The organism is Micromonospora profundi (assembly GCF_011927785.1).
GTDB lineage: Bacteria > Actinomycetota > Actinomycetes > Mycobacteriales > Micromonosporaceae > Micromonospora > Micromonospora profundi.
Map to the genome: position 1 here is coordinate 864,669 of NZ_JAATJK010000001.1, position 26,284 is coordinate 890,952.

Annotated in this window: 18 protein-coding genes and 1 pseudogene; 7 read left to right on the forward strand and 12 right to left on the reverse strand. The window is 71.6% G+C overall.

Annotated features, from left to right (window positions below; genetic code table 11):
* The first annotated feature begins 28 nt into the window (after positions 1-28).
* The 3 genes from F4558_RS03905 to F4558_RS03915 are packed head-to-tail and all read left to right on the forward strand — an operon-like array spanning position 29 to position 8,473.
* Positions 29-1,951 carry an AMP-binding protein gene (locus F4558_RS03905; RefSeq protein ID WP_167943235.1) on the forward strand — a complete coding sequence of 641 codons (1,923 nt, stop codon included), beginning with the start codon at positions 29-31 and terminating at the stop codon, positions 1,949-1,951.
* Complete coding sequence (locus tag F4558_RS03910; protein WP_167943236.1) at positions 1,951-7,491, forward strand: non-ribosomal peptide synthetase; 5,541 nt, start codon at positions 1,951-1,953, stop codon at positions 7,489-7,491. Before F4558_RS03905 ends, F4558_RS03910 begins: the two co-directional genes overlap by 1 nt.
* Before the next feature lie 10 nt (positions 7,492-7,501).
* A complete protein-coding gene (locus tag F4558_RS03915) occupies positions 7,502-8,473 on the forward strand; it encodes a chlorinating enzyme (RefSeq protein ID WP_167943237.1) in 972 nt (323 codons plus the stop codon).
* Between the two features lie 11 nt (positions 8,474-8,484).
* On the opposite strand, the gene F4558_RS03920 is transcribed toward F4558_RS03915, so the two are convergent.
* From F4558_RS03920 to F4558_RS03945, 7 genes are all read right to left on the reverse strand, one after another.
* On the reverse strand, positions 8,485-9,189 hold the full coding sequence (locus tag F4558_RS03920) for an SDR family NAD(P)-dependent oxidoreductase (protein WP_167943238.1): 705 nt from the start codon (positions 9,187-9,189) through the stop codon (positions 8,485-8,487).
* Positions 9,190-9,287: 98 nt separating this feature from the next.
* Positions 9,288-10,319: a pyridoxal-phosphate dependent enzyme gene (locus F4558_RS03925; protein ID WP_167943239.1), complete on the reverse strand. Its 1,032-nt coding sequence runs from the start codon at positions 10,317-10,319 to the stop codon at positions 9,288-9,290.
* Positions 10,309-10,911 (reverse strand): hypothetical protein, encoded by a 603-nt coding sequence (locus tag F4558_RS03930; RefSeq protein ID WP_053658299.1) that lies wholly within the window; start codon positions 10,909-10,911, stop codon positions 10,309-10,311. Before F4558_RS03930 ends, F4558_RS03925 begins: the two co-directional genes overlap by 11 nt.
* 32 nt (positions 10,912-10,943) lie before the next feature.
* Positions 10,944-12,173 (reverse strand): alpha/beta fold hydrolase, encoded by a 1,230-nt coding sequence (locus tag F4558_RS03935; protein WP_167943240.1) that lies wholly within the window; start codon positions 12,171-12,173, stop codon positions 10,944-10,946.
* A gap of 79 nt (positions 12,174-12,252) precedes the next feature.
* Entirely contained in the window at positions 12,253-13,203 is a 951-nt protein-coding gene (locus F4558_RS03940) for a chlorinating enzyme (RefSeq protein WP_157552741.1), read from the reverse strand.
* A 2-nt stretch (positions 13,204-13,205) separates the two neighbouring features.
* The gene (locus F4558_RS31385) at positions 13,206-13,487 is read right to left on the reverse strand and encodes an acyl carrier protein (RefSeq protein ID WP_245241263.1); all 282 of its coding nucleotides are present in this window, start codon (positions 13,485-13,487) and stop codon (positions 13,206-13,208) included.
* A complete protein-coding gene (locus tag F4558_RS03945; RefSeq protein ID WP_231640114.1) occupies positions 13,471-14,997 on the reverse strand; it encodes an amino acid adenylation domain-containing protein in 1,527 nt (508 codons plus the stop codon). Before F4558_RS03945 ends, F4558_RS31385 begins: the two co-directional genes overlap by 17 nt.
* Positions 14,998-15,197: 200 nt before the next feature.
* On the opposite strand from F4558_RS03945, the gene F4558_RS31390 reads away from it, so the two are divergent.
* Together F4558_RS31390 and F4558_RS03955 are read left to right on the forward strand one after the other, a co-directional pair.
* Positions 15,198-15,512 (forward strand): acyl carrier protein, encoded by a 315-nt coding sequence (locus F4558_RS31390; protein ID WP_167943241.1) that lies wholly within the window; start codon positions 15,198-15,200, stop codon positions 15,510-15,512.
* Positions 15,509-16,654, forward strand: a complete 1,146-nt coding sequence (locus tag F4558_RS03955) for an alpha/beta fold hydrolase (protein ID WP_167943242.1) — start codon at positions 15,509-15,511, stop codon at positions 16,652-16,654. Before F4558_RS31390 ends, F4558_RS03955 begins: the two co-directional genes overlap by 4 nt.
* A 21-nt stretch (positions 16,655-16,675) precedes the next feature.
* Here F4558_RS03955 and F4558_RS03960 read toward each other — a convergent pair whose 3' ends face one another.
* Positions 16,676-17,890, reverse strand: a complete 1,215-nt coding sequence (locus F4558_RS03960; protein ID WP_209273168.1) for a cytochrome P450 — start codon at positions 17,888-17,890, stop codon at positions 16,676-16,678.
* Positions 17,891-17,979: 89 nt separating this feature from the next.
* Here F4558_RS03960 and F4558_RS03965 point away from each other — a divergent pair, with 89 nt between their 5' ends.
* Positions 17,980-19,194 (forward strand): cytochrome P450, encoded by a 1,215-nt coding sequence (locus tag F4558_RS03965; RefSeq protein WP_053657885.1) that lies wholly within the window; start codon positions 17,980-17,982, stop codon positions 19,192-19,194.
* Between the two features lie 52 nt (positions 19,195-19,246).
* On the opposite strand, the gene F4558_RS03970 is transcribed toward F4558_RS03965, so the two are convergent.
* Together F4558_RS03970 and lipA are read right to left on the reverse strand one after the other, a co-directional pair.
* Entirely contained in the window at positions 19,247-20,863 is a 1,617-nt protein-coding gene (locus F4558_RS03970) for a hypothetical protein (protein ID WP_167943243.1), read from the reverse strand.
* A 54-nt stretch (positions 20,864-20,917) separates the two neighbouring features.
* Positions 20,918-21,940 carry a lipoyl synthase gene (gene lipA, locus F4558_RS03975; protein WP_082377584.1) on the reverse strand — a complete coding sequence of 341 codons (1,023 nt, stop codon included), beginning with the start codon at positions 21,938-21,940 and terminating at the stop codon, positions 20,918-20,920.
* A gap of 409 nt (positions 21,941-22,349) precedes the next feature.
* Here lipA and aspS point away from each other — a divergent pair.
* Positions 22,350-23,637 (forward strand): annotated as a pseudogene (gene aspS / locus F4558_RS03980) (aspartate--tRNA(Asn) ligase).
* 38 nt (positions 23,638-23,675) lie between these two features.
* Here aspS and lipB read toward each other — a convergent pair.
* A complete protein-coding gene (gene lipB, locus F4558_RS03985) occupies positions 23,676-24,317 on the reverse strand; it encodes a lipoyl(octanoyl) transferase LipB (protein WP_167943244.1) in 642 nt (213 codons plus the stop codon).
* Positions 24,318-24,377: 60 nt separating this feature from the next.
* Positions 24,378-26,204, reverse strand: coding sequence for a DUF6311 domain-containing protein (locus F4558_RS03990; RefSeq protein WP_167943245.1), 1,827 nt, complete (start codon positions 26,202-26,204; stop codon positions 24,378-24,380).
* Between the last annotated feature and the right edge of the window lie 80 nt (positions 26,205-26,284).

The window sequence follows — 26,284 nt, forward strand, 5'->3', positions numbered from 1 at the left end:
GCGCGAGCAGGCCCGATACGTTCTGGGCATGGCCACCCAGTCCTTGGCCGACGTGCTGCTGATCCGGGCCGAATCGACGCCGGACGCCGTCGCCTACGAATGTGTCGATGCCGCCGGCGAGGTGAGCGCACTCAGCTACGCCCAGGTGGCCACACGCGCGTCCGCCCTGGCCGAGCAGATCGCCGGGTGCGGCGACGACGGTCCGGTGCTGCTGGCCGTTCCGGCGGGGCTGGACTACCCCGTGGCGGTCTTCGGTGCCTTCCTCGCCGGACGTTCGGTGATCCCGGCCTACCCGCCCGGGTCGAGCGGGCCAGACCGGGGCCGGCTGGACGGCATCGTGGCCGACGCCCGCCCGTCGGTCGTGATCGCGGAGCAGACGCATCCGGAACTGGCGGCGGTGCCGGCGGCGCTGACAGTGCCCGGTTCGGAGGCGGACGGCGGGCCGTGGAGCAGGCAGGGCCGGAGCGCTGCGACGGATGTGGCGATCGTGCAGTACACGTCGGGCAGCACCGGGAAGCCGCGCGGTGTGCTGGTCCGGCACGACAGCGTCCTTGCGAACGTCGCGGGCATCGCCGACCGGTTCCAGCTGACCGAGACCGCTCGCGGGCTGGTCTGGCTACCGCCCTACCACGACATGGGCCTCATCGGCGGCCTGCTGACCCCGGTCGGGGCGGGCATCACGATCCGCATCATGCCGCCGGGTGACTTCCTCAAGTCGCCGCTGTGGTGGCTGCGGCAGGTGACCGAGAGCGGTGCGACGGCCAGCGGCGGGCCGGACTTCGCGTACGCCCTGTGCGTACGCCGGGCGCGCCTGCGCGGGCCGGAGGCGCTCGCCGGACTGGACCTGTCGGGATGGCGGGTGGCCTTCAACGGTGGCGAGGCGGTCCGGCACCGCACGCTCACCGAGTTCGCCGAGACCTTCGCCCCGGTCGGGTTCCGTCCCGAGGCGTTCCTGCCCTGCTACGGGCTGGCCGAGGCGACACTGATGGTAAGCGCCGGTCACTGGCGGCCGGCCCCCGGTCCGGTCAGTTGTGGGACGCCGGTGCCGGGCCAGCGGATCGCTGTGGTCGATCCGGAGGGTCTGTCCCCGGTGGGCGACGGCGACGAGGGTGAGATATGGGTGGCGGGACCCCACATCACACCTGGTTACCTGTCCGGCCGCGACCAGGACGACCTGTTCGGCGACCTCGACGGTGTCCGTTACCTGCGCACCGGCGACCTGGGCTACCGGGCCGGCGGCGAGATGTTCGTGACCGGGCGGAAGAAGGACGTCATCGTTCTCCGCGGCGTCAACCACCACGCGATCGACGTGGAGGCCGCCGCCCTGGACGCGGCTGGCAAGGCCGTCGGCACGGCCGCCGCGTTCCTTGTCGACATCGAACCCGAGCCGTTCGCCTGCCTCGTGCTGGAGGTGCGGGGCCGGCCAGCCCCGGCCCTCGTCGGGGACGTGCGGGCCGAGGTGTTGGCGCGGACCGGCCTGCGGCTGGGCGCCGTCGCGCTGGTGCCACCGCGATCGGTCCCACGTACGTCGAGCGGCAAGGTACGCCGGGCCAACTGCCGCGATGCCCTGCTGGCGGGAGCGTACGACGGCTCGGTGGTCGCCGACCCGGCCCTGCTCGGTGCGCTGGCCCAACGGCGGGACCGGGACGCCGCGGTCGCGGACCTGGCCGGCGTGATCTGCGGCATCGTCGCCGAACTGTGCGACGTCGACGAGTGCCGACCGACCGATCGCCTCGTGGACCTGGGCGTGGACTCGGTGCGCGCGGGCGAGGCCGCCGACGTGCTGGGCGACACAGTGGGTCTGGACGTGCCCTTCGAAACGGTCCTCGCCGCCACCACACCGCGTGCCGTCGCGGACGCGCTGATGGACCGGTGGCTGAGCGAGGGCAGCACACCGGGTCAGGTCCGCGAGCGGCTCGCCGCGATCGACAGCCACGCGAGCGTCTCGTGATGGAACCTGCGGTCGGGCGGCACCTCGTCCAGCGCTGGCGCTCCGGCGATCCCGCGCCGGCGACCCGGCCCGGCCCGGCCCCGGTGTCGACAGCGCAGCGGGGCGTCCTCGTCTTCGAACGGCTCTACCCGGGCACCGCGGTCTTCAACCTGCAGCACGTCGCCAGGCACACCGGCGCACTCGACGAGGACCGGCTCGACGACGCGCTGTCCGTCGTGCTCCGCCGGCACCCGGCCCTGCGCAGCACGTTCGCGGACGCGAACGGCAGTGGTCCGGTCCGCATCGTGCACGACTGGACGACGCTGCGGGCCGAACGGACGGACCTGACCCACCTGGAGCCGGCGCAGCGCGCGGTCGCCGCCTTCGAACATGCGCGGCGGCTCGTCACCGAACCGTTCGACATCGCGAACGGGCCGCTGGTCCGGGTACACGTCCTCCGGTTGACCGACAACGAGCGCCTGCTCGTGTTCGTCGCGCACCACCTGGTCTGCGACGGCGGCTCGATGCGCGTGCTCCTCACCGAGCTCGACCGCGCGTACCGCGGCGAGCTGACCGGCGGGCCGGACGACACGGTGCCCAGCCCCGACCCCGCGCCGCCCCGCCCCGGGGCGCTTGACTACTGGCGGGAACGGCTGGCCAACCTGCCGGAACTCGACCTGCCGGCCGACCACGGGAGCCCGCCGCGGCCGACGTTCGCCGCGGACTCGGTACCGCTGACCATCGGACCGGACGTCGTCGCGGCAGCCGAGCGACTGGGACAGACCGAGCGGGCCACTGTGTTCATGGTCCTGCTCGCGGCGTTTCAGCTCCTGCTCGGTGAGCACAGCGGACAGGACGACTTCGCTGTCGGTTTCCCCGAGTCCGGACGGTCGGGGCGGGGCCGGCACGGCGCTGTGGGTCTGCTCGCCGACCTGGTCGTGTTCCGGGCCGACCTGAGCGGCCGTCCATCGTTCCGGGAGCTGGTCCGGCGTGCCCGGGACAGCTTCCTGGCCGGCTTCGCCCACCGCGGGGTGGCCTTCGAGGACGTGGTCGCGGCGTTGGCGCCGGGCCGGAGCCTCGACGGGTCCCTGGTCTCCGCCAGCCTGGTCTTCCACGGGGAGACGGGCGAACCGACACTGGCCGGCGCGCCCCTCGAACGGGTGACTGTCGGCCGTCCCGGCCTGCGCTACGACGTGGACCTCCACCTGTGGCGGGCGCGGGGCCGGCTGTGGGGCAGCTGGGACTACCGGACAGAACTCTTCGACCCGGTGACGGCAGCCCGGATGGCCGAGCGGCTGCCGGTCCTGCTGGCCCGGGCGCTGGCCGAACCGGATCTGCCGGTCGACCAGCTCGACACGCTCACCGACACGGACCGCGCGCTGCTCGACCGGTGGGGGCGCGGTCCGGCCGCCGGTGACCCGCCACTCACCCTGCACGATGCGTTCACCCAGCAGGTAGCCCGCACGCCCGACGCTGTCGCCGTGCAGGACTCCCGTCGAACGCTTACCTATCGGCAGCTCGACGAGCGCTCCAACCAGATGGCCCACTACCTGCGGGACCGGGCGGTGTGCGCCGGGGACATGGTCGGCATCCGGCTCGGCCGGTCCGTCGACCTGGCCGTGGCGATGCTGGGCATCCTCAAGGCCGGGGCGGCGTACCTTCCGCTCGATCCCGCCTACCCGGCCGACCGTACGGCCTTCATGCTCCAGGACAGCGCGGCCCGGATGGTGGTGACCGCCGCCGAGCTGGCCGCGCTCGACGAGCGGCCGGTGTCCGCTGTGGACGGGCCGCCGGTGCCACCCGACGCCTCGGCGTACGTGCTGTACACGTCGGGTTCGACCGGCATGCCGAAGGGCGTGCTGCTCACCCACGACAGCGCGGTGACGATGGTGACCTGGGTCCGGCGGACGTTCGCGCCGGCCCACCTGTCCCGGGTGCTCGCGTCCACGTCGATCTGCTTCGACGTGTCGGTTCCCGAGTTCTTCGCGCCGCTGTGCGCGGGCGGCACCGCGGTGATCGTCGACAACGCCCTCTCGCTGCTCGCCGACGTACCGGACGTGACGATGATGAGCGTCGTACCGTCTGCCGCGAAGGCGCTCGTCGAGGTGGAGGCCCTGCCCCGCAGTGTGCGGGTGGTGGGCCTGGGCGGCGAGGCGATCACCGGGACCCTTGTGGACGACCTCTACGCCACAGGGCACATCGAGGCCGTGATCAACCTCTACGGTCCGACCGAGGACACCACCTACTCGACGTACGCCCGGCTCCGGCCCGGCGAGCAGCCGCCTCCGATCGGCGCGCTGCTGCCGGACGCGCGCGCGTACGTCCTGGACCGGGCGTTGCGTCAGGTGCCGGTCGGCGCGGTCGGGGAGCTGTACCTGGCCGGGCGTGGCTTGAGCCGCGGCTACATCAACCGGTCCGGGCTGACCGCCGCCCGGTACGTCGCCGACCCGTTCGCGACAGCGCCCGGCGACCGCATGTACCGGACCGGCGACCTGGTGCGCTACCGCTCCGACGGTGCCCTGCTCTACCTGGGTCGGCAGGACTTCCAGGTCAAGGTGCGGGGGCAGCGGATCGAACTCGGCGAGGTGGAGACCACGCTGCAGAACCATCCCGACGTCCGCGACGCTGTGGTCGCGCTGTACGGCGACCGTCTGGTCGGCTACCTGGTGGCGCGCCCAGCAGACGGCATCGACCTGGACGGGGTGCGGGCGTACCTGCGCCGGACGCTGCCGGTCGTCATGGTCCCGGGCAGCCTGGTGGTGCTCGACGAACTGCCGCACACACCCAATGGCAAGGTCGATCGTCTGGCGTTGCCGCCGCCGGCCGATCCGACAAGTGGTGCTCAGAGCGATCCGCCGCGCGGCGCCGACGAGGAACTGGTCGCCGAGGTGTGGCAGCAGGTTCTCGAACTCGACCGCGTCGGGCGGGACGACGATTTCTTCGACCTCGGCGGGGACTCCCTGCTGGCCGGTCAGGTGCTCGGCCGGCTGCGCGCGCGGGCCGGCTCGTCACTGCCGCTGCGGCTGGTCTTCGAGAACTCGCGCCTGTCCGACCTGGCGGCAGCGCTGCCCGCACCGGCGGAAGGCCCGCCGGACCCGACCGACCGCCCGGAGGTGTCGCCACGGCCGGCTGACGAACCACCGGTCCTATCGTTCGACCAGGAGCGGTTGTGGCTGGAATCCCAGATCCGGCCCGGTGCCGCCTACCACGTGCACGGCCGCCTGCGGCTGCGCGGAGCGCTTGACGTCGCGGCGCTGGAGCGCAGTGTCCGGGCGATCGTCGACCGGCACGAGATCCTTCGGACGACGTTCCCGGTGGTCCGCGGCCAGGCCGTGCCACACGTGGCGCCGCCCGACCCGGCCTGGCGGATCGACCGGGCCGACGCCGACCGGCCGGAGGTGGCCGAGCGGCTCGCGGACGACCAGGCGGCCACGCCGTTCGACCTCGCTCGGGGACCGTTGTTCCGCTGCCTGCTGGTTCGCCAGAGCGACACCGATCACCTGGTGAGCATCACGATCCACCACGTCATCTCCGACGCGTGGTCGGTAGGCCTGTTCCTGCGCGAGCTGTCCGCCCTGTACGCGGTCGGCGGGGACACCGCAGCCGCCGAGCTGCCAGCCCTGCGCGTCCAGTACGGGGACTACGCCGCATGGCAGCGACGGTGGCTGACCGCCGAGCGGCGCGCGGCCCAGGTCGACTACTGGCGCGACCGGCTGGCCGGGGCGCCGGCGGCGGTGGACCTGCCGACGGCACGCCGTCGATCTCCGGCTCAGGGCGCTGTCGGTGGCCGGGTCCGGGCAACGCTGGGCTCCGCCGACGCCGCGGCGTTGAGGCGGCTGTGCCGGGAGCACGAGGTGACGCCGTTCATGGCCACTGTCGCGCTGTTCTCCACCGTGCTGCACCGCTGGTCCGGCCAGGACGACCTGGTCATCGGCGTCGCGGTGAACACCCGCCGCGATGCCGGGGTGGACGCGCTGCTCGGCCTGTTCGTCAACACCGTCCCGGTGCGGATCGACCTCGGCGGCGCTCCCGGCTTCGACGAGCTGCTGCGCCGGGTCCGCCGGGCGTGCATCGACGACTGCGTCAACCACGGCGAAACGCAGATCAACCTCCTGCTCCGGGAGCTGCCGGTGGTCCGCGACCCGTCGCGTACGCCGTTGTTCCAGACGCTCGTGAGCATGATCGACACGGCCGAGGGCAGGTTCCGGCTGCCCGGCGTCGAGGTGGAGGGCGTGGAACCGCCACCCCAGCCGGGCAAGGTCGATCTCAACCTGAACGTGCACGAGGGCGGGGACGGCACCGGCGAGTTCCGGCTCGAACTGCTCTACCACGCCGACCGCTACGACACCGCCGCGATGCAGGCGTTCCTGGACCAGATCGCCGCGTTGCTGCCTGCGGTGGCCGCCGATCCGACAGGCGGCATCCTCGACTACGAGCTGTCCGGCTCACCGGCCGCCGTTGGTCCGGCCGCGACAGTGGCCGCCGAGCCTCGTACCGTCGGGGAGCCTCGGGCGGAGCGGGCGCCGGACCGCGTCGCGGTTGTCGACGGGGAGCGGGAGTGGACCGACCGGCAGCTCGCGGACGCGGTCGCCGATCCGGCCGGACCGGATCGCCCGGCTGCCGGCAGCAGGCTGGCGGCACTGATCGCCGCGCTCCGGCAAACCGCCGACACGGACGCGGCCGGCACCGCCGAGCCCGCCGACTGGGCTGTCGATCGGTTCGGCCTGACGGGCGAGGACCGGCTCGCCGTCGTGTCCGGCCCGCCCGGTCTCGCGGCGTCGGCGCTGTCCTCGGCGGTGGCCGCCGGGGCTGTGCTGCATCTGCCGGCCGACGACGAGCCCGATGCGTTGCTGGACTGGCTACGGACCACAGCCGTGACAGCTGTGTACCTCACCCCGCCGTCGCTGCGGGCGCTGACCTCGCACCTGGCGCAGGCGGCGCTGCCGCACCTGCGGTACGCGTTCGTGGCCAACCGTGGTGACCTGACCGCACAGGACGTGGAGCGGCTCCGACCGCTGGCACCCGGCTGCCAGGTGGTCGGCGTCTACTGCGGACCGCCGACGGGCCGACCGCTGGCCGGCTACCCCGTCCCGGCGACATGGACGGCGGCCACGGCCCCGCTGCGCGTACCGATCGGCACGGAACTGGCCGGCGCGTTGGACGTACGCAACCGGGCCGGGCGGCCGGCGGCCGTCGGCGAGGTGGGCGAACTCCACGTCGGCGAGCTGACCACCGGTCAGCTGGCCCGGCGGCGGCCCGACGGCGTGCTCGACTTCGCCGGCGGTGGGCCGGCGTCCGCACCGTTCGCCGATCCGCTGGAGACGCTCACGGCCCTGCGCGACCTGCCCGACGTGGACGACGCGCTGGTGGACGGATCGGCGACCGCGTACGTCGTCGGCACCGACGGCACCGTCGACCTCGGCCGCCTGCGCCAGCACCTTGTCACGCGGCTGCCGGAGCACCTGATCCCCAAGCGGACCGTCGTGGTCGCCCGGCTCCCGCTCACCGTCGACGGTGAGTACGACCCGGACTCGTTGCCCGATGCCCCCCTACCGAAATGAGCGAGCAGCCATGACCGACATCGCCCGCGCACAGTTCGCGCTCACCGACGAGCAGCAGGAGACGTTCTGGCGGCAGGGCTTCTTCGGCCCGTTCCGCGTCCTGGACGAGGACGAGATGGTGCGCACCTGGCGGTCGGAGCGGCTGTCCGTGCTGGATCGGCGCAACGCCGTCTACCCCGAGAACACGGCGGTGTCGGGCAACACCAACATCTCCAACTACGACAGGCACCTGGACAACGGCTTCCTTGCCGACCTGGTCACCGACCCGCGGATCACCGACCGGGTGGCAAGCGTGATCGGGCCGGACGTGCTGTGCTGGCGTACCGAGTTCTTCCCGAAGTACCCCGGCGACGAGGGCACCGACTGGCACCAGGCCGACACGTTCGCGAACGCCTCCGGCAAGCCGCAGATCGTCTGGCCCGAGGACGCCGAGTTCGGTGGCACCATCACGGTCTGGACGGCCTTCACCGAGGCCACGACCGACAACGGCTGCCTCGAGTTCATCCCCGGCTCGTACACGCGGATGAACTACGACGAGTCCAAGGTGATGGAGTACTCGCCGGACACGATCAACAACGCGACGAAGAGCGGCAAGAAGCGCGGCTTCTTCGGCTACGACTACCGGCAGCTCCAGGTCGACCCGGACTTCCGGCCGGACGAGTCCAAGGCCGTGCCGATGGTCATGCGGCCGGGCGAGGCGGTGATGTTCTGGTCGACGCTGATGCACGCGTCGTACCCGCACTCCGGCAAGACCGACGCGATGCGGCTCGGCTTCGCAGCCCGGTACGTGCCGACCTCCGTGCACGTCTACCCGGACACCGACGTGGTGGAGGAGTACGGGGGAACGGTGAGCCTCGACCGGTACGGCGCCGTTCTGGTCAGTGGCGAGAACCGCTACGACCACAACCGCATCGCCACGCACACCACGACCGGGCGCCCGTTCCGCCTGCCCACGTCCCCGCCCGGTCCGGCCGGCCGGTGACTCCGGCGCGGTCAGGAGTCGATCGGGCTCCGGCCGCGCCAGAGCCGTCCGGTCGGACCGTCGTCCGGCAGGGTGGCGAGCCATACCGCGGTGTCGGCTGACGTCGAGGCGTCCAGCGGCCCACTACCGCCGGCCTGGTCGGCGCCTGCCTCCGGGCAGCACGCGTTGACCAGGATCCCGTCGCCGGCCAGCTCGTCGGCGAACACGCGGGTCAGCGCGTTGACGGCGGACATCGAGACGCGGCTCGCCCATGCTGCGCGGGGGTCGGCGGCCGACCCGGACGAGACGTTGACGATCCGTCCGTAGCCGGCGGCGCGCATCAACGGCAGGACCCCCTGGACAAGCCGCCACGGACCGAACAGGTTGGTCTCCAGCGTCCGGCGGACCAGTTCCAGGTCGACGCTCGCCGCGGCCGCGTCGTCGTCGAACAACGCGTCGGCGTTGTTCACCAGCACATCGCACCGGCCGAGGCGCCGGTTCACCCAGGTCACGAGCCAGGCGACGCTGTCCGCGTCGCTGACGTCCACCTGGCGTACCGCCACCCGGTCGGCGAGGCCGCCCAACCGTTCGATCGCCGCGCGACCGTCCTCGGCGACGCGACAGGTGAGCACCACGCGCATGTCCAGCTCGGCTAGCCGCCGGACCAGCTCCAGGCCGAGTCCGCGGTTTCCTCCCATGACGACTGCGACCCTGTCCGGGGCCAATGTGTGAACCATCCTCCCGCGTTGGCCTGCGTACGGGCCCGACTCGTGCACTTGATCCTGAAGGGCCGGCCCGACCGGAACACGTCACCGAATGCGGCGACCTCCCGGCGCTATCCGCCCGTCACCAGCTGCGGGCGGTTCACCTCGCGCCCGACGTACCTGCCGGTCCGTTCGAGGATCTCGCCGTACCGGTGGATGTCGTTGTTTCCCCCGGAGAGCACGCACACCACAGGCCCGCGGAGCGGGCTGCGCAGCGGCATCCGCAACGCGGCGCTCGCGAGCGCTCCGGCCGGTTCGGCGATGATGCCGTCGGTCTGGTACAGGTCGACCATCTCGGCGCAGACCGCGTCCTCGGGCACGGACACCAGCTCGTCCAGCAGGTCGCGCACGACCCGGTAACCGATCCGCCCTACCGACGGAACGGCGGCGCCGTCGACGAACGTGTCGATCGGACGCAGCGCGGTGGGCCCGCCGTGGTCGAGTGCGGCCCGCATGCTCGCCGCGCCCGCCGGTTCGGCGCCGATGACCGTCACGCCCGGCAGCCTGTGCTTGAGCCACGTCAGCATTCCCGCTACCAGCCCGCCGCCGCCGACCGGAACGATCACCGTGCCGACGCCGCCGCCGAGCTGCTCGACCACCTCGACAGCGACTGTGGCCTGCCCGGCCACGACAGCGGGATTGTCGAACGGGTGCACGTAGGCGCCACCGGTGCGTTCGCAGTCCTCCAGCGCGGCGGTTGTGGTGGCGGCGAAGTCGGCGCCGGCCACGACGACGGTGCGCACCACGCCGTCGCCAAGCGACGCGATGCGTTCCCGCTTCTGCCGAGTCACAGTGGCCGGCAGGAACACGCGCCCGGGAACGGCCAGCTGCCGGCACGTGAACGCGACGCCCTGTCCGTGGTTGCCCGCGCTCGCGCAGACCACACCGTGGGCGCGCTGGCCCGCGGTGAGTGAGGCGATCGCGTTGTACGCGCCACGGACCTTGTACGAGCGGCACAGCTGGAGATCCTCGCGCTTGAGCCACACGGGTACGCCGGCGGCGGCGCTCAGGCGCGCGTTCGGATCGAGGGGAGTACGGCGTACCACGGGTCGCAGCACCTCGGCGGCCCACGTGATCGACGCGACGGACGGCTCACCGTTCATGTCGCCTCGTCGGCGGAGACGTCGCCGGAACCTCCTTGCGCATCACACAGTGGCTCTTGCCCTTGGGCCGGATGTAGGCGAATCCCGCCTGCTCGAACAGGCTGCGCGTGGCGTTGTAGAGGAAGGAGGCCGAGGTCTTCTTCCCGGCGGTGTCCTGGGGGTAGGACTCCACGAGCCCGCCGCCGCCCTGCGCGATCAGGCTGAGGGCTCCGTCGAGCGCGACCCGGGACACGCCTTTGCGACGGTAGTCGCGGTCGACGAAGAAGCAGGTGATCCGGTGGTCCGGCAGGATGTCGAGTTCGGCAAGGTACTGCTTGCCGTGCTGGACGTTCGGCAGTTCGTCAGGCGTGCCGTACTCGCACCAGGCGACTGCCGCGTCATCGTCGAACACCAGTGCGGCGTGGGCCCGTCCCTCGTTGACCAGCCGCTGTTTGAGACTGCGGTTGACCTCGGCGCCCTGTCCCCGCTCGGCACAGGAGGGGTGGAAGTAGATGCACCAGCAGCCGCCCCATACCCCGTTGTGCTTCTCGACGAGCCGTGCGAACGCGTCCCACGTGTCCGGACCGAGCGGTTTGACAGTGAAGTCGCTCATGGTGTCCTCCATTGACGAGAATTCACCCGATGCTAGGCGTGGGCCACGTCCCCCCGCGTGGTCGGATGCGCGATGAAGTCGGCGGCCGCCTGCATCAGGGCGGTGCTGTCGGCGTGGAACAGGGAGGCGTGGTCGCCGTGCGGTTCCATCCGCAGGCGTGCGTTCGGCAGGCCCTCGGCCAGCTGCCGCGAACCCTGCGGGTGCGCGGTCTCGTCGTCCTCGCTCGTGACCACGAGCGTGGGCTGTCTGACGTGAGTGAGGTACTGCTCCACGTCGGTACGGGCGAGGGCGCCGTTGAGCCGGCAGTACCTGTAGAAGAGTTCGGCGCTGGTGTAGGGGTACAGCACCAGATGCGCCACCTCGGCGGGCGTGCTGGTGAGCGCCACCTGCCAGAAGGCTGCCTGGACCGACCGCGCGGCGGCCCGGCTGTGTGCGGCGATGGTCATCAGCTCGATCAGGTCGTTCTGGAACCGGGTTCGCGGCGAGCCGCAGGCGAACTCGTAGGCGCCGTGCCACAGGCTGAGCGACAGGATCCGTTCGGGCCGGCTCGCCGCGGCGGCCAGGCCGATCACCGCACCGCCGCAGAGGCCCACCACGTGCGCGTCGGCCACCCCGTAGTGGTCCATGACGGTGAACAGGTCGGCGGCCTGCGCGGCGGTGTCGACGGCGTAGTCGTCACTGTGGTCGGCGGCCCCGAACAGACCCCGGCTCTCCCAGGCCAGGACCCGGCGGTCCCGCGCCAGGAAGCGCATCCACGACTCCGCGAGCGCGGCGGGCATTCCGCAGGCGGGTACGACGACGACAGTCTCGCCGGGAGGCCCGGCGCTGTACACGTTGAGCGGGAGTCCGTCGTGCGAGCGTGTGCTCTGCCGGCTGAAGAACCCGTCGAAGCTGTTCGCGACGGCCTCGGCGGTGATCCGGTCGATGTCGGTCAGCAGACCGTCCGGCATAGGCGTGACGGCGTCGACCAGGTCCGCCAGGGCCAGGCGGTCGCTCACCACGCGCTCGAAGACCTGAAGGTCGCCGGAGGCGACGTCGCGGCTCAGGGCGAGCGACGGGACGCCGGCCTGCCGGGCGACCCGTCCGAGGACCTGTTCGACGTCGTGCCACTGCCGGGCGGACCAGCCGGTCGGTGCGCCGCTGGCGTCGCGGCCCTCCGCAACGACCCTGACCGGTCCACCCAGCCCTTCGACCAGGGGCCGGACCGACAGCACGGATCTCGCGAGCCGCGCCACCGCCGACCTCGCCTGCGCTTGCACCATCGGCCGACTCTCTCTGTGACGGCGGGGACCGGTGACCGGGCCGGAGACGTTCACCAGCCCGGCCGTTCCCGGTCGCGATTCACCGAACCGGGAACTTGTGGCCCCGCGTCGTGGTGGTCACCTTGCGGTTGTGGGTGTACGTGTCGACGCCGGCCACCAGCACCGTGCCGTATTCCTGCAGGCTCACGCGACCGCCGTACTCGTCGACGTCGTCGGTGTCCGGGTAGACCTCCACACAGGTCGGAACGTACCGGCCGGCGAAGCCCAGGCGCATTCCCTTGTCCGGCGCGCTGTGGGGCTTGGACGCGTGCATCATTGTCGACCAGAACATCACGGCCTCACCCGGGCGCATGATCATCGAGACCGCCTGGTCCACCGGCGGCTTCCAGTCGGGGTCCTTCTGCAGCTCCCGGTAGTCGTAGCCGTAGAAGCCGCGGGTGACGCCGTCTTCCTTGCGCTGAGCGTTGATCTTGTCGGGCTGGTAGTGCATGCCCTTTGTCTCGTCGTAGTACATGGTGCGCTGTGTGCCGGGGATGAACTGCAGGCAGGCGGTTTCCTCGGTGGCCTCGGTGAACGCCGTCCACACAGTGAGGGTGCCGCCGTACTCCCTCTCCGCCTCGGGCCAGACGATCTGGGGCTTGCCCGACGCGAACGCGAACGTGTCCGCCTGGTGCCAGTCGGTGCCTTCGTCGCCGGGGTACTTCGGGAAGAACTCGGAGCGCCAGCACAGCACGTTCGGGCCGAGCACTGCGGTGACCCGGTCCACGATCTCCGGCCGGCAGATGTGGTCGGCGAGGAACGTCGAGTCGAGGTGCCGGTCGTAGTTGGCGATGTTCGTGTTGCCCGCCTGGGCGTCGCCCTCGTCGTAGACAGCCTGGCTGCGGTCCATGAGGCGGAGCCGCTCCCGCTTCCAGAGGCGCTGCATCTCGTCTTCCTCGTACACCTTGAACGGCCCGAGGTAGCCGCGTTGATGGAACTGGGCGACCTCTTCCGGACTCGGCGTGAAGTTGCGTTCCAACGTGTTCGTCATCGTCAATCCCTCGCCGTCACGGGTTGCTGACTGTTGAGTTGCCGTGCCACGAGCGCGGACATCTCGTCGACGCTCGCCTCCTCCAGTTCCGCGACATCCGCGGTGATGCCGTACCGCTCGTTGATCTCGGCCACGATGCGGATGAAGGCCAGGGACGTGGCGCCCTGGTCGAACATGTCGACGGCCGGGTCGACGTCGCGTTCCAGCACGGTTCGTGTGATGTTGCTGATCGTCTGCCTGATGTCACTCACCGTGGCATCGGGCAGATCACTGTCCGAGTGCATCGCGATCCACCTTTCCTTGCAGCGTCATCGGAATCTCCGTGACGACCTTGTAGAGGGACGGCCGAAGGTGCCTCGGCAGACTCCGGACGGCGTGACGCTCGGCGGCGGCGGCCAGGCCGTCGTCGGCGTCCGTTCCGCGCGCCGGCAGCAGGTGCGCGACCAGCCGCACGTCGCCCTGGCCGAAGTCCCGCGCCACGACGACTGCCCGACCGACGCCGGGCACCTGGGCCAGGCACTGTTCGATCTCACCTGGTTCGATCCGGTAGCCCCGGATCTTCAGCTGGTCGTCCACCCGGCCGAGGTAGGCCAGCTCGCCGCCGGGAAGGCGTACCCCGACGTCGCCGGTGCGGTACAGGCGCTGCTCGCCGAGTTCCGCCATCGAGGAGACGAACCGTTGCGCGGTGAGGTCGGGGCGGTTCAGGTAGCCGCGGGCCACCCCGCCGCCGGCGATGTACATCTCGCCCGGCTTGCCGTCCGGTACCGGCCGGCCGTCGTCGTCCAGGACGTGCACACGCAGATCCGGAATGGGTACGCCGATCACACTCACGCCTGTCGTGTCCAGGTCGGCACCGGTGATCCGCCGGTAGGTGCAGTGCACAGTGGTCTCGGTGATGCCGTACATGTTGACGAGCTGCGGTCGCTCGTCGCCGTGCCGCTCGATCCAGGGCGCCAGTTGCCGGGGCTCCAGCCGCTCCCCACCGAAGATCACCAGTCGCAGGGAGAGGCCGGCCGTGTCGGCACCCTGGCTCGCCGAGAACAGCAACTGGTGAAACGCCGAAGGGGTCTGGTTCAGGACTGTCACCCGCTCGGAGCGCAGCAGCGAGACCAGCAACGAGGGTGAGCGGGTGCTCGCCTCGGGCATCAGGACCAGTCGCCCGCCGTGCAGCAGCGCCCCCCAGATCTCCCACACGGAGAAGTCGAAGCTGATCGAGTGGAACAACGACCAGGTGTCGCGATCGTCGAACGCGAACCACGGATCGGTCTGCTCGAACAGGCGCACCACATTGCGGTGCTCGACAGTCACGCCCTTCGGCGTCCCGGTCGAGCCGGAGGTGTAGATGACGTACGCCAGGTTGTCGGCGGACGCCGGCGGGTGCCCGCTGGGATCGAGGCGGACGGCGCCGGGGCCGGACGTCACCTCGTCGCTGTCGATCCACACGACCGACGGGTGGCGGTCCCCGATGACGCCGGCGGTGTTCCTCGCCGCCACCACGATCGGCGCACCGCTGTCGGACAGCAGGTAGTCGATCCGCTCGGCCGGATAGCTGGGGTCGATCGGTACGTACGCGCCGCCGGCCTTCAGGATGCCGAGCATGCCGACGATGGCCTCCGGGCTGCGCCGGACGCACAGCCCGACCAGGACGTCCGGCCCGACACCGAGTTCAGCGAGGTGATCGGCGAGACGGTCGCTGCGCGCGTCGAGGTCGCCGTAGGAGACGGACTCGTCCGTCGTGGTCAGCGCGATGCGCTCCGGAGCCTCGCGCGCCCGATCCCGGAAGATTTCGTGCAAGCGGCGACCGGAGGGCGCTGCTGAGACCTGCATTCCGCCACCATCCTCGCGAAGAGCGGAAGTTCCCCAGCGACGCGGGTCAGCCCGAGTGCCCAGTGACTGCCGCACGTGTGTTCAGGCTAGGTACGGCCGGGCAGCTCGGTGGAGTCACCGGAACGGGCGACTGACCCGCGCGGGGGGCGACCGGATTTCGTTACGGGGTGAACCGGACCGAGGTCGGACGCGCCGGAGGTGTTGCCATCAGCGACCTGCGCCTGGACGGCACCGACGAGGAGAGGATCGACCGGATCCTCGCCATCGCGCGCCACGTGCTGTCCACTCCCGACGTCGCTCCCGACGACGAGCTCGCCGACCACGGCGGCACGTCCCTGTCGATCATCCGGATCGTCGCCGAGGCGAGCCGTGCGCTCGGCCTGGACATCGACCCGCGGGATCTGGGCGGGACGGTCACGGTACGCAACCTCGCCCGTGTCGCGCGAGCACCGGCGCAGCGACCGCCGGCCGATCAGCCATGACCGAGGGCCCCAGCCGCGCGCTGGCCACACTTGTCGAGGCCGTACGCCAGCTCGAAGGTCTGACCGGACAGGTCGGCCCGTTCGCGCTTCCCGACGACACCTGCGACAGGGCACCGGATCTGGTCGCCGCCGTGTGCCGGGCGCTGGACGTTCCCCTCACCTTCGACGCACCGTCGAGCGCCCGGGATCGCGATTTCGCTGTCGTCGCCCTGGCCGCGGAGATCCAGCGGGCGCAGCGCGCGCCCGAACTGGCCGGCCTGCGGCCCGAGGACGGGGCCGCGCAGGCGCGGCGCCTGCACGCGGACGAGGAGGCGGGGTACCGGGTACGGACCGTACCCCGGGCGAACGGCACCGTGATCACGGTCGTGGAGTCCGGCCCGCCAGACGCCCCGGGCGTGCTGATCTCCCCGCCGTGTTCCCTGAGCTACCGGATCGCGCTGCCGTGGCTGCGGGCACTCAACTCCTCGTACCGCTGCGTGATCATGCAGACGCGCGGCACCACCGAGCCGATAGTGGACGAGAAGGACTTCGACCGGCGGGGGTACGACCTGAGCCATCAGGTGCAGGACCTGGTGGCGGTGGTCGACGAGCTGGCCCTCGGCCCGGCGCACGTCATGGGGCTCTGCGCCGGTGCATCGGTGGCGCTGGCCGCGACCGCGCAGCGCCCCGACCTGGTCAGTTCCCTGAGCCTCTGGCACGCCGATCTGGAGATGGGCGGCGACGCGGAGAAGACCGACCACCAGGTCAACCTGCGGGCCCTGATGGACCTGGGTGGCGAGTCCCGCGACACCGCGGCCTGGCTGCGCGGCAAGCTCACCAGCGGCCCGATGACAGGGGTGCCCGCGGGGATCGGGCCGCTTGTGGTCCGGCCGTACGCCACGACCGAGCTCTTCTACCGGTACGCCAAGCTCACCGCGGCGACGATGCACTGGGATTCCCGGCCGACCGCCGCCGGCGTCCACCAGCCCTGCCTCGTGATCACCAGCGAGGACGACGACACCGCGCACCCGGCCGGGTCCCGGCGACTGGCCGAGATCGTGCCCGGAGCCCGGCTGGTGGTGGCCGAACACGGCAACCACCTGGATGCCTTTCGCGCGACAGCCGAGCAGGTGCGCAGCCTCAGGTCGTTCCTGGCGGCGTGACAGAGCGGCAGGCGGTGCCGGTCAGCGGGACCGCCCGGGACGGAGGGTGACGGTGCACGGCAACGACGCGAACCCGCGCTGGTGCGGGGAGTGGATCCATCGCGCCCTGTCCATGTCGAGTTCGTAGTCCGACACGAGCGCCGCCAGTTCCTCAAGCGCGACGGTGATCTCCAGCTGCGCGAGCGGTGCGCCCAGGCAGAAGTGCGGTCCGTGCCCGAAGCTGATCATCTTGCTCGTGTCGCGATCCAGGTCGAACCGGTCCGGCTCGGAGAACGCCCGCGGGTCACGGTTTCCCGACGCGGGGAGCAGCACGATCCGCGCGCCCGCGGGGAGCCGCGTGCCGTGGATCGTGGACTCCTGCGTAAGGGTCCGCGCCGTCATCTGACTGGCCGAGTCGTACCGCAGCGACTCGTTGCACCAGTCGGCGGCACGGCCGCCCAGGCCCGCCGATCGCACCTCGGGCAGCCGCCAGCCGTGGTACCACGCGATCCCGATCTGTTTGCCCGTCGACTCGTTCGTGGCGCTGACCAGGAGGAAGAGGAAGGCGACGAGTTCGGAGTCGGTGAGCGGCCGGCCGTCGACCCGTGCCTCGATCATCGCGGAGGTGAGGTCGTCGCCTGGGTGCCGGCGCCGGTCGCCGACCAGCTCGACGTAGTACTCCGCGAGGCGGAACCCGGCGGCGACGGTGGCGCTCGACCTCGTGTCGACACCGTCCTCACAGTGGTTCAGCACGTCGTTGTCGGCGCGGATCATGTCGCGGTCGTCGTCGGGTATCCCGACGATCTCGCACATCACGTCGTTGGGCAGAGCCGCGGCGAACTCGGTGAAGTCGAACCTCTCCACGTCCAGCAACGGTTCGAGCCGGGCCCGCGCCAACTCGCGCACCCGGGCCTCCATCCCGGCGACCCAGCGTGGCTTGAACACGCTCCCGACGAGCCGGCGCAGCCGCCCGTGGTCGGGCGGATCCATCGCGAGGAAGAAGCTGGTCTTTGTCGCGTCCGTGCCCCACAGGTCGGGCTCAAGAGAGATGCCGTGGCGGTTGGAGAACAGCGCCGGGCTGCGCAACGCGGCAAGCACGTCGTCGTAGCGGGACAGCGCCCAGAAGTTCCGTTCCTCGTTGCGGTAGACGGGCGCGTTCTCCCGCATCCAGGCATAGGCCGGGTACGGGTCCGCGTGCAGGCGGTAGGAGAACGGGTCGTAACTCGGGTCTGCCGCCGTGCTCGTCAGGTACCCCACGGGTGGACCGTACGCACGGGCGCCCGGCACCTCCTGTCACGCGATCCAGGGGCAGTCGCCCGGGGGACCGGTGCGGTTAGGTTCTGGACATGACCGCGTCGGCCTCCGTGCTCGGTGCCGGTACGCCACCGGCCTACGACCCGTTCGACTACCGGATGCACGAGGACCCGTATCCCACGTACGCATGGATGCGGGCCAACGCGCCGCTGTACCGCAACGAGCGCCGTGACTTCTGGGCGCTGTCGCGGTACGAGGACGTGGAGTTGGCGCTGAGCCGCTCCGCCCTGTTCTCCATCCGCAACGGCATCTCCCTCGAGCCGGAGCTGTGGGATCCGCAGGCGGCGAACCGGATCCTGTTCCACGCCATGGACCCACCCGAGCACGGTGCCTACCGCCGGCTGGCGTCCAGCGCCTTCACCCCGCGTCACGTGGCCAGACTGGAACCACGCATCCGCGAGTTGGCCCGCGCCCGGTTGGAGCCGCTGCGCGACCAGCGCACCTTCGACTTCGCATCCGACTACGCCGCCGCGCTGCCCAACGACGTGGTGTGCGAGATGCTCGGCGTACCGCCTGAGGACTGGGACCAGCTGCGAGCCGACACCGACGAGCTCAACCAGCGGGTGGACGGGTCGGACGAGCGAGGTGAGAACTCGGTCCGGGCGGCATTGCGGCTGGCCCAGTACTTCGTGGGACTGATCACCGACCTGCGCCGTCAACCGCGCGACAATCTGACCTCCCAGGTCATCCAGTCGGAGGTCGGCGGGGCGAAGCTCACCGACGCGGAGGTCGTCGCGTTCCTGTTCCTCGTCGTCAGCGCCGGCAACGAGTCGACGGGCAAGACGATCGGCAACGCGTGGCTCCATGGTGCGTTGCACCCGGACGTCGCGCAGGCCGGCCTCAACGGTCGCGCCGAGGACTGGGCCAGCGAGGCCCTCCGGTACGACTCCGGCAACCAGATGACGGTCCGGTCCCTCACCGAGGACCGGGTGATCCACGGCACCCGGCTGGAAGCCGGTTCCCGGATCGCGGTCCTGCTCGGGTCGGCCAACCGGGACGAGCGGGTGTTCCCCGACCCTGACAGGTTCGACCTCGACCGCGACACGTCGAAGATGATCAGCTACGGTCGCGGGCCGCATCACTGCCTGGGCGCTCCGCTGGCGCGGATCGAGATGACGATCGCCCTGGAGGAGGCTGGCGCGGTCTTCTCCGACTATGAGATCGACTTCGCAAACGCCCGGCGGGTGCACTCCCCGAACCAGCGCGGCTTCGCATCGCTGCCGTGCTCGGTGACCCACCGCCGGTAGTCGGTCAGAGCGGACCGGCAGGGAGTCCCAGGAGGACGACTGGGCCGGGTGTTCAGGCGCGGGGCAGGTAGATCCGCCAGCCGTCGACGGTGACCAGCTCCAGGCTGCCCGGAGCCGCGCGGAGACGTTCGTCGAGCCGGGCCGCCAGCGGCGATCCGGTCGGCGCCACCAACGCCGCCGTCGCCGCGCGCTCGACCTCTCGGCGGTACGCGGGATAGCGGTCGAATCCGGGGTGCAGAGTGTCGTCGACGACGGCGCAGACGACGTCCTCCGCGCTGGCGAAGGTGAGCCTGTTGCAGGTCCAGTAGCCGGCCCGGACGTGTCGTACGCCGAGCTGACGCAGCGTGCTCACCAGCTCGGCGTGCCGGGCCTCGGCCGCCCGGGTCGGCGGGACGGTCTGTGCGGCCCGCCAGGTGGCGTGGACGGCGGTGCCCAGCGTGGCGACGAGCACCGCCACAGCGACCGGCCGGACCAGCGCCGACCCGACGCCGCCCCGGTCCGTGGCCAGGCCGCGTCGGGCAGCCGTCCACACTGGCCACAGCAGCGCGGGCAGGGAGATGAGCAGGCAGGACAGGTAGCGGGAACTCTCCACCGGGGTGAGCCCGGCGGCACTGCTCACCGTGTACGCGCCGAGGGTCGCCACGGCGGCCAGCACGAGCGCCAGCCGCGTCGCGGCAGCGGCCCGAGGTGCCGGGTCGGCCGGTCGACGCAGCGCCCGCCAGGCCGTGGCGGCGGCGACGGCCAGCAGCACCGGCAGCGCGAGCGCCCACCACAACTGCCAGGTGGCGCACGAACCGGGAGCGCAGAAGCCCATGCCCAGCGGGGGGCCGAGCACCAGGCCCCCGTGCAGCCGGTCGGCCCAGTCGGCGGAGGCGTTCGCGCCACTGGCGGCGAGCACGGCGCGAAGGGGATTTCGTTCGTTCACCAGGCTGTGCAGCAGCAGCGGGGCCGCCCCCAGCACGGCGGCGGATCCGAGCAGCGCACCGGCCCGCCCGCGCAGCTCCCGGTGGCAGAACCCGACGAGTACCGCCCCGGTCGCCGCGACGTACGGCAGCACGAGCGGGTCGACCCAGAGCATCAGGCCGGCCAGGAACCCCCAGAGCGCCCAGCGGGCGAGGCGCCGCCCCGGCCGACCGGCGGCCAGGCCCACGGCGAGCAGTGCCAGCGCGACTCCTGCCGCGTTCATCTCCGGGTAGCCGCCGCCGGCGATCAGCTGGTTCTTGACGATCCGGTCGGAGCCGAGAGCCAGCAGCGCCACCACCAACAACCCGAACCAGCGGTCCCCGGTCAGCCGCAGCGTCAGGCGCCACGCCAGCAGCAGGAACAGCGCGTACAGCGCCAGGGTGGGCAGCCGCAGGCCGAGCACTGAAGGCCCACCGGCCAGCGCGAAGATCGGCGCGGCGAGGTACGCCTCCAGGGTGCCCATGTACTGCTGGCCGTAGAACCAGACAGGGAAGCCCTCGCCCCGGGCGATGTGCAACGCGCCCAACCCCATTGTGGCCTCGTCGCTGTTCGTGGCCGGTGTGGAGTGGGCCAGCAGCCAGAGCCGGTAACCGATCCCGGCGAGCAGGGCCGAGGCGGTGAGCCAGCCGACCAGGCCGGGGCGCGCACTCGGCCCTGGGCGCGGTCGACCCGCGCCACGCGGCTGCTGGCGTACCCCGGCGGTCACCGCACGATCATGACATCCGGCTGCCGGGCGGTGGTGCGGCGCGCTGCCGGCGGGTCAGCCGGCGGCGACCGGGGTGGCGGCGCGGGCGTCGAGGGCCTGCTTGTAGAGCCGGCCGGCCCGGTACGACGAGCGCACCAGTGGCCCGCTCATCACCCCGGCGAAGCCGATCTCCTCGGCCTCCTCGCGCAGCTCCACGAACTCCTCCGGCTTGACCCAGCGGGTGACCGGGTGGTGGCGGGGGGTGGGGCGCAGGTACTGCGTGATGGTGATCAGCTCGCAGCCCGCCTCGTGCAGGTCACGCAGCGCCTGGGAGATCTCGGCCCGCTCCTCGCCCATGCCCAGGATGAGGTTGCTCTTGGTGACCAGGCCGTCGGCGCGCGCCTGCCGGATCACGTCCAGCGAGCGGTCGTAGCGGAACGCCGGCCGGATCCGCTTGAAGATGCGCGGCACGGTCTCCACGTTGTGCGCCAGCACCTCCGGGCGGGAGCCGAAGACCTCGGCGAGCTGCTCGGGGACGGCGTTGAAGTCCGGGATCAGCAGCTCGACGCCGCAGCCGGGCTGGAGGGCGTGGATCTGCCGGACGGTCTCGGCGTACAGCCAGGCACCGCCGTCGGGCAGGTCGTCGCGGGCGACACCGGTGATGGTGGCGTAGCGCAGGCCCATCGAGACCACCGACTCGGCGACGCGACGCGGCTCGTCGGCGTCGAACTCGGCAGGCTTTCCGGTGTCGATCTGGCAGAAGTCGCAGCGCCGGGTGCACTGGTCACCACCGATGAGGAATGTGGCCTCACGGTCTTCCCAGCACTCGTAGATGTTGGGGCAGCCGGCCTCCTGGCAGACGGTGTGCAGCCCTTCGCGCGAGACGAGCCCACGCAGCTGGGTGTACTCCGGCCCCATCTTGGCCTTGACCTTGATCCATGGCGGTTTGCGCTCGATCGGCGTTTCGGCGTTGCGCGCCTCGATCCGCAGCAGGCGCCGCCCCTCGGGGGCCGCCGTTGCGGTGCGCGCTGCCTGGCCGGTCGTCGGCGCGGAGTGCTCGATCGTCACGAAAACGAGCCTACGCCCGACGGCAGCCATCTATGTACGCCAGGCGACCGGCGTCACGCCGCGGATGTTGTGACGCCCGACACCGCGCTGCCAAAAATTGCCGTCACATTTGCTGGGATCGGGTGTTACGGTCCCAGCCAACAGCGACGACGGAGCCGAGTAGCGCGCCGAACCGCCAGTGCAGAGAGCCGCCGGTGCTGAGAGGCGGTCTGGCGCCGATGCGCGAAGACCCTCCCGAGCTGCGGGCAGAACGGCGGCGCACGCCTAGTAGAGCCCGCCCGGCTGGCCCCGGTCACCAGGCGACGAACGAGGCTCCCGCCGCGGCGGGAGCGAAGGTGTGGTGGCACCGCGAGGTTCCCGCTCGCCCACACCTCCCTGGGGCTGACGCGACACCGTCGCCCCGGCGGCGGCGTCGCGATCGACCGAGGAGCAGATCGCCATGCAACGAACCCTGTCCCACCACCTGCCCGCCCACGTCGGCGCGACAGTACGGATCGCCGGCTGGGTGCACCGCCGCCGAACGCTCAAGTCGGTGGTCTTCCTGATCGTGCGGGACGCCGCAGGCCTGGCCCAGGTGGTCGTCACCGACCCGGCCGTCCGCGCCGAGCTGGAGAAACTCACCGAGGAGACGGTCGTCGAGGTCACCGCGACGGTGACCGCGAACGCCGCAGCGCCCGCCGGGGTCGAACTGACCGACCCGACGGTACGTCCCCTCGGCCCGCCCGCGGTGCCGCCGCCGTTCGACCTGTACCGGCCGACGCTCACCGCGAGCCTGCCCACCCAGCTCGACAACGCACCCACAGCGCTGCGGCACCCGAGGAGGTCGGCGGCGCTGCGGATCTCGGCGGCGGCGGTGGCCGGCTTCCGGACCGCACTCGACGCCCACGACTTCGTGGAGATCCATACGCCGAAGGTGGTCAGCTCGTCGACCGAGAGCGGGGCGAACGTGTTCGCGCTCGACTGGTTCGGCAGGCCCGCGTACCTGGCGCAGTCACCGCAGTTCTACAAGCAGCTGATGGTCGGTGTCTTCGAGCGCGTCTACGAGGTGGGGCCGGTCTTCCGGGCCGAGCCGCACGACACGGTCCGGCACCTGGCCCAGTACACCTCGCTCGACGCCGAGCTGGGATTCGTCGCCGACCACCGGGACGTGATGCGGGTCCTGCGCGACACAGTGGCCGGCATGTTGGCCACTGTGGGCGAGCGGGCCGCCGGTGCGCTCGACACGCTCGGCGTCGAGCCGCCCACGGTGCCGGCGGAGATCCCGGCCGTGCACTTCATCGACGCGCTGCGGATCGCCGGCGCGCCCGCCGACGAGCCGGACCTCGCGCCCGCCCACGAGCGGGCAACGGGGGGAGTGGGCCCGCCGCGAACACGCCTCGGACTTCCTCTTCGTCACCGGCTACCCGATGGCGAAGCGGCCGTTCTACACCCACCCCGACCCGGCGCGTCCCGCGTACTCGAACGGGTTTGACCTGCTCTTTCGTGGCGTGGAGTTGGTCACCGGCGGGCAGCGGCTGCACCGGCACGCCGACTACCTGGCGGCGTTGGCCGCGCGGGGTGAGCCGGTCGAGCCGGTCGCCGGATATCTGGACGCGTTCCGGCACGGCATGCCGCCGCACGGCGGCTTCGCCATCGGCCTGGAACGGTTCGTGGCCCGTCTGGTCGGGGCGGCAAACGTCCGGGAGGTCACCGCGTTCCCGCGCGACAGGCACCGTCTGACGCCGTGAGCGTCGCGGCCCTCGGCGTCGCCGCCGGGGGCCGCCGCTCAGACCTCGACGAGGGTGGAGAGCCGGCGCTCGACCACAGGCAGCACGTCGGCGACGGTGATCGGGCGGCCCAGCTCGGCGGTGAGCGAGGTGACGCCCGCGTCCCGGATGCCGCACGGCACGATCCGGTCGAAGTACGTCAGGTCGCAGTCACAGTTGATCGAGAAGCCGTGCAGGGTGACGCCCCGGGCCACCCGGATGCCGATGGCTGCCACCTTGCGGGCCGGCCCCCTGTCGTCCTCGGGCACCCAGACGCCGCTGCGCCCCTCGACCCGGCCGGCGGCAAGCCCGAACTCGGCGCACACGTCGATGAGCAGTTGCTCGGTACGGCGCACGTAGGCGACCACGTCGACAGGGTCGGGCAGCCGCAGGATCGGGTAGCCGACGAGCTGCCCCGGCCCGTGCCAGGTGATCTTGCCGCCGCGATCCACGTCGACGACCGGCGTGCCGTCCATCGGACGGTCCCACGGCTCGGTGCGCTTTCCCGCTGTGTAGACGCTCGGGTGCTCCAGCAGCAGCACTGTGTCGCCGCGCTCGCCAGCCACCACCGACTCGTGCAGGCGACGCTGCTCGTCCCAGGCGGCCCGGTAGTCAAACAGGCCGGCGCGGACGGCCGTCAGGCCGGAGGTCGTCGTTGTCACGCCCTCAGCGTAGTCCCGTGACCGGCGATGATCGCTGGTGAGCCGACTCACCCCGCACTGTCAGGCGGGCGGGATGCGCCAGACCCAGACGTCGTCGACCCGTTGTGGTTCGCCGAACAGCTCGGTGGCGGTACGCCGCACCGCCTCCTCGTCGACCTCGAACTTCGCGCCGTGCACCGCGTCCGGCAGGATCACCGCCTCGATCTGCCAGTGCCGCAGGTCGGCGGCAACGTCCCGCCTCGTGCCGTCGGTGATGATCGGCACCAGTCCGGTGCGGCCGGCCTGGTCCATCAACGCGCTCAGCGGTCGGGGCACCGGGCCGATCCGGCCCCGCCCGTCCGGGCCGCCCGGGCCGAGGAAGAACCCGCCCGGGATGGAGAACTCGCCCTGCCGGTGCGACAGCGCGTACGCCTGCCAGCGCTGCCCGTCCGGATAGATGTCCACGGCCAGCGGCACCGGCGTCAGCACCCCGCCCGGGGAGACGTACTCCTTCCAGGTGCCGGAGGTGATGAACTGCGGGATCGGCTCCCGCTCACGGGTCAGCAGCGGCGTGGGCACCAGCGGCAGGAGGGCCACCACGAAGCCGACCGCCCAGGCCAGCTCCGCCGAGCGGTGCCGGGGAGGCGCGGCGCGCAGTTGGTCGAGGGTGTACGCCAGCAGCACCCCGATCACCGGCGCGACCACCAGCGCGAGGCGGGCGGGCAGCGCGGCGTTCACCACCGGCAGTTGGCCGAGCAGGTCGAACGGCATCGGCAGCTCGGTCCGCCGTCCGTCGATCTTCGCGACCGGCCCGAACGAGAGCACCGTGAAGATCACCGCGAGGATGCCAAGCGCCCAGAGGACGGCCCGTCGGCCGGGGTCGGCCCGCCGCCACAGCGCCACGAAGCAGACCACGGTGAGCACCAGCAGGGGTACGCCGAAGAAGGAGTTCTCCTCTGTCGGGTTCGGTGCCAGCGAGGTTCCCAGACCGACCTCGCCGGCCAGCGAGCGGCGGGGGAAGGCGGCGAACGCCGCGATGTCCTCGGAATGGATCACCGGGTCGAAGCCGGTCCCATGGAAGCGTTGCGGCCCGGCGAAGTGCAACCACAGGGGGTACGACAGCAGCGCCCCGGCCACCACAGCGGTCACCCCGAGCCCGCGCAGGAAGTTGGGAAGCACGGCGCGTGCCTCGGCCCGGTGGGCCGGGTGCAGCGCCCAGACGGCGACGAACACCCCGAGCGCCAGCGCGGTGAAGAAGAGCCCCTCGGCGGCGATCGAGAAGGCCACCGCCACCAGCACGCCGAGGATCGCCCCGTCGCGGAGCCAGTGCCCCGGCCGGCGCAGGGCGAACAGCCGCCAGATCAGCAGCGGCACCAGCCAGCCCGCGGTCCAGTTGAGGTGGGCGTTGGCGTGCGACACCATGCCGGGGGAGTAGGCGATGAACAGGGCGCCGACCGCGGCGGCCAGCCGGCTGCGCACCAGGTGCCGGGAGAACAGCCAGTACCAGGCCAGCGCGGTGGCCAGCAGGTTCAGGGTGAGGATCACCAGGAACGTGGCCGGTGGCCCGATCAGATACGTGAGCGGTGCGAACACCACCGCGTACACGGTGATCGAGGTGTTGACCGCGAGGTTCACGCCGTCCGGCACGTTGATCAGGTTCGTGAAGAGCGGGTTGTCCCCGTGGGTGACAGCGTGCCCGCCGAAGGCCAGCAGCCACTCGAAGAGCGCCTGGTCGCTGGAGTTGACGGTGATGGCGCGCCCGTTCGGGTCCCGCCACAGGCCACTTGTCACCCAGACGGCGAGCACGAGTGCCACCAGCACGACGGTCAGGTCCGCCCGGCGGTCCCGGACGGCGTGCGGCGGTGACGCGGGGGCGGGCCCGGTGGCCAGCGACGGGGAGGACGGCACGCAGCGGACGTTACCAACCGGACCTGGACGGGCCGGTCATACATGCAAGGAGGGGACCCCTGTTATCGCCTGAGGTAGAG